This window comes from Cupriavidus sp. 96C5-1 (assembly GCF_057798855.1).
This window is the reverse complement of record NZ_JBYOJU010000110.1, coordinates 1-2,972: the sequence shown is the minus strand read 5'-3', so window position 1 is coordinate 2,972 and position 2,972 is coordinate 1. Positions and strand designations below refer to the sequence as shown.

Below are 2,972 nucleotides of genomic sequence, written 5' to 3'. Positions count from 1 at the left end.
GTCACGCCGCGGCCTTGCTCGCCGGGCCGGTAGCCGCCGCCCAGGTCGGAATGCACGCCGGGGTAGACCACCTCCTCCACGTTGGGCCCGGAGGCCACGTCCACCGGAAACGAGCCGCGCACCTCGTGCCCCGACACCAGGTGCAGGCAGCGCGTGACCACGCTGGGGCCGGGAATGCGCAGGTCGCGCGGCTGCGCCCAGCCGCCGTGGCCGTTGGCCAGCTCCGACATCAGCCCTTGCGCGGCGCCCACCGACGCCACGGTGTCGAACAGGCCCAGGAAATCCACGGTGGCCGGCACGCCGCAAATGCGCATCGGTCCGCGGGGCTCATCGCGCAGCTCGCGCATCCAGTTGACGAACACGCGCGCCTCGGCCGCGCCGCGCGAGAAGCCGAACACGGAAATGCGGATGCGCGCCAGCCGGGGCAGCTTGCCTGTCAGCACCGGTTTGAGCTTGTCGAGCAGCTCGGCGCGGCGCTTGGCCAGCACGGTGCGGCGGCCGTCGATCTCGGTGTCGCGCCACTGGGTGCTGGCGATGGCTTGAAGGGCCTGCGCAGGTGACACATCCTTGCGCAACTTCACGTCGTCAGGCGTCTTGGGCGTGGGCGGCCCCTTGCCATCAGGAAAGCGCATGCGCATGCGCTTGAAGTTGATGTCGGCGCTCATTTGTTTGACGAGGGCGAGGTCTTCGGCTTCTACGGTCAGTGGTTGGTCGCCGAAGGCATAGCTATGGAGGTTGTTTTGAAGTTGTAGCAACGCCCAGTTGATGCGGGCCTCGCCGCCCCAGCCGGCGGCGGCGCCAGCGGCAGCGTGCAAGCCCACACCGGCATCGCCAACGCCTTTCCAGAATTCGGTGCCGACGCCGGGGACATAGGTTCGATAGCGGTATTTGCGGTCTTCGCCGGATTTGATTTCGTCGTCGAAGATGTCGTACAGCCGAGCGACATTGCTATGGGACTCGTGCTTCTTGTCGTAATAGAGGTTATTGCGCGTGCCGTCGAAGAAAAAGCCGAGATACAAGGTGCGTTGGCACGACATGGCGTCATCGGGCGACTCGGTGCAAGTAACGCCCCTGCGCTCGTTTGCCGTGAGTGCCCACGGGTTAGCACTCACGTTGTCGGGCAGTCGAGAAATCGTCATGGTGTTTTGTCCTCCGTGTGGGCAGCCTTGCCCTTTCTCATGAGATCCCAGAGCTGAGTGGGACCTTCACAGTACTCACTACCGGGGTGCTCCTTGCGGCATTGCAGTTTTGGCTCGAGCAGTCCCTCCGGAAAATCGGGATGCCCTGGACCAACCAAAGTAGGGAAGAGCTTGACTTCGCCGCCTGGAAAAAAGGTCACCCAGAGATAGGTCATGCGCCCGCGCTGATCCACCTGATAGGGTTGCGTGGCCAGCTCGCGCTCAAAGAACGCGTCAGGGTTCTTGAGGTAGAGCGGCTCGGTGCGCCAGTGGACGGTGAGCTTGTAGTTTGGGTCCCATTGGCGGGGAACTTGCGCAGACCCAGCACCGCCACCGCCCGAGTGCTTGACCATGCCACCGGCCCAGGAGCTGTTGACGTACACCTCGTCGATATAGTCGTCGGTGTAGTTGAGGATTCTGACCCGGAGCGGCACCATGGTGTCGTCGTGCGCAGAAGCAGGCGCATCGGATGGCTTGCAGGCCGTCAGCGCGAGCAGCAGGGTGAGTTGCAGAAAGCGTGTCAGAGCGTTACGCATCGTGTTCCCCCGTCAGTGGATGTGCGGGGCGACGCGCGGCCGATGCGGATCAGCTTCGCGTCGTCGGTCGCGCGGCAGCGCCCAGCCGCCGTGGCTGTTGGCCAGCTCTGACATCAACCCTTGACGCGCTTCGTCGAAGACGTCGTACAGCCGCGCGACATTGCTATGGGACTCGTGCTCCGTGTCGTACTTACGGTTATTGCGCGTACCGTCGAAGAAAAAGCCGAGATACAACGTGCGCTGGCACGACATGGCGTCGTCGGGCGACTCGGTGCAAGTGATGCCCCGGCGCTCGTTCTGCGTGAGGGTCCACGGGTTTTCGCTCACATTGTCAGGCAGTCGGGAAATCGTCATGGTGTTTTGTCCTCCATGTGGGCGGCCTTGCCCTTTCTCATGAGGTCCCAGAGTTGGGGTGGACCTTCACAATGCGCACTACCGGGGTGCTCCTTGCGACATTGCAGTTTTGGAGCAAGCAGTCCCTCCGGGAAATCGGGGTTACCTGGGCCGACAAACGCGGGGTAGAGTTTGACGACGCCTCTGGGGAAGAACGCAATCCAGAGAGTCGCCATGCGGTCTCGTTCGTCCTTCTGGTAAGGCTCTGTGGCTACCTCGCGCTCAAAGAACGCGTCGGGGTTCTTGAGATAGAGCGGCTCGGTGCGCCAGCGGACGGTGAGCTTGTAGTTCGGATCCCATCGGGGGGGCACCTCCGCAGAGCCAGCGACCTTCCCCCCACCAGAGTGCGCGACCACGCCACCGGCCCAGGAGCGGTTGACGTACACCTCGTCGATATAGTCATCGGTGTAGTTGAGGATGCTGACTCGCAGCGGCACCATGGTGTCTTCGTGTGCTGTTGCGGCGGCGGGCGCATCGGACGGCTTGCAAGCCGCCAGCGCGAACAGCAGGGCGATCTGCAGGAAGTGTGTCAGAGCGTTACGCATTGCATCCTCCAGTGAGTGGCTTTGCCGGGCGACAGCTTCGCATCGTCGGTCACGCCGCGGCCTTGCTCGCCGGGCCGGTAGCCGCCGCCCAGGTCGGAATGCACGCCGGGGTAGACCACCTCCTCCACGTTGGGCCCGGAGGCCACGTCCACCGGAAACGAGCCGCGCACCTCGTGCCCCGACACCAGGTGCAGGCAGCGCGTGACCACGCTGGGGCCGGGAATGCGCAGGTCGCGCGGCTGCGCCCAGCCGCCGTGGCCGTTGGCCAGCTCCGACATCAGCCCTTGCGCGGCGCCCACCGACGCCACGGTGTCGAACAG

Annotated in this window: 5 protein-coding genes; all 5 read right to left on the bottom strand. The window is 64.4% G+C overall.

Features of this window, described 5'->3' with window-relative positions:
- Positions 1-1,139: T6SS phospholipase effector Tle1-like catalytic domain-containing protein (locus tag AC3FOF_RS44450; protein WP_488730305.1), on the bottom strand; the 1,139-nt coding region annotated here is incomplete at its 3' end.
- Positions 1,136-1,714, bottom strand: coding sequence for a DUF3304 domain-containing protein (locus AC3FOF_RS44445; protein ID WP_276267791.1), 579 nt, complete (start codon positions 1,712-1,714; stop codon positions 1,136-1,138). The genes AC3FOF_RS44445 and AC3FOF_RS44450, both read right to left, overlap by 4 nt.
- Positions 1,715-1,726: 12 nt before the next feature.
- Entirely contained in the window at positions 1,727-2,068 is a 342-nt protein-coding gene (locus tag AC3FOF_RS44440) for a hypothetical protein (protein WP_488730304.1), read from the bottom strand.
- Positions 2,065-2,652 carry a DUF3304 domain-containing protein gene (locus tag AC3FOF_RS44435; protein WP_488730303.1) on the bottom strand — a complete coding sequence of 196 codons (588 nt, stop codon included), beginning with the start codon at positions 2,650-2,652 and terminating at the stop codon, positions 2,065-2,067. Before AC3FOF_RS44435 ends, AC3FOF_RS44440 begins: the two co-directional genes overlap by 4 nt.
- Positions 2,637-2,972, bottom strand: a 336-nt coding sequence (locus tag AC3FOF_RS44430) for a phospholipase effector Tle1 domain-containing protein (RefSeq protein ID WP_488730302.1), incomplete at its 5' end; no start/stop codon positions are given. The genes AC3FOF_RS44435 and AC3FOF_RS44430, both read right to left, overlap by 16 nt.

Excerpts from the sequence above, each read along its gene's own strand:
- AC3FOF_RS44445 (WP_276267791.1), bottom strand. The coding sequence starts at position 1,714 with ATGCGTAACGCTCTGACACGCTTTCTGCAACTCACCCTGCTGCTCGCG.
- AC3FOF_RS44440 (WP_488730304.1), bottom strand. The coding sequence starts at position 2,068 with ATGACGATTTCCCGACTGCCTGACAATGTGAGCGAAAACCCGTGGACC.
- AC3FOF_RS44435 (WP_488730303.1), bottom strand. The coding sequence starts at position 2,652 with ATGCGTAACGCTCTGACACACTTCCTGCAGATCGCCCTGCTGTTCGCG.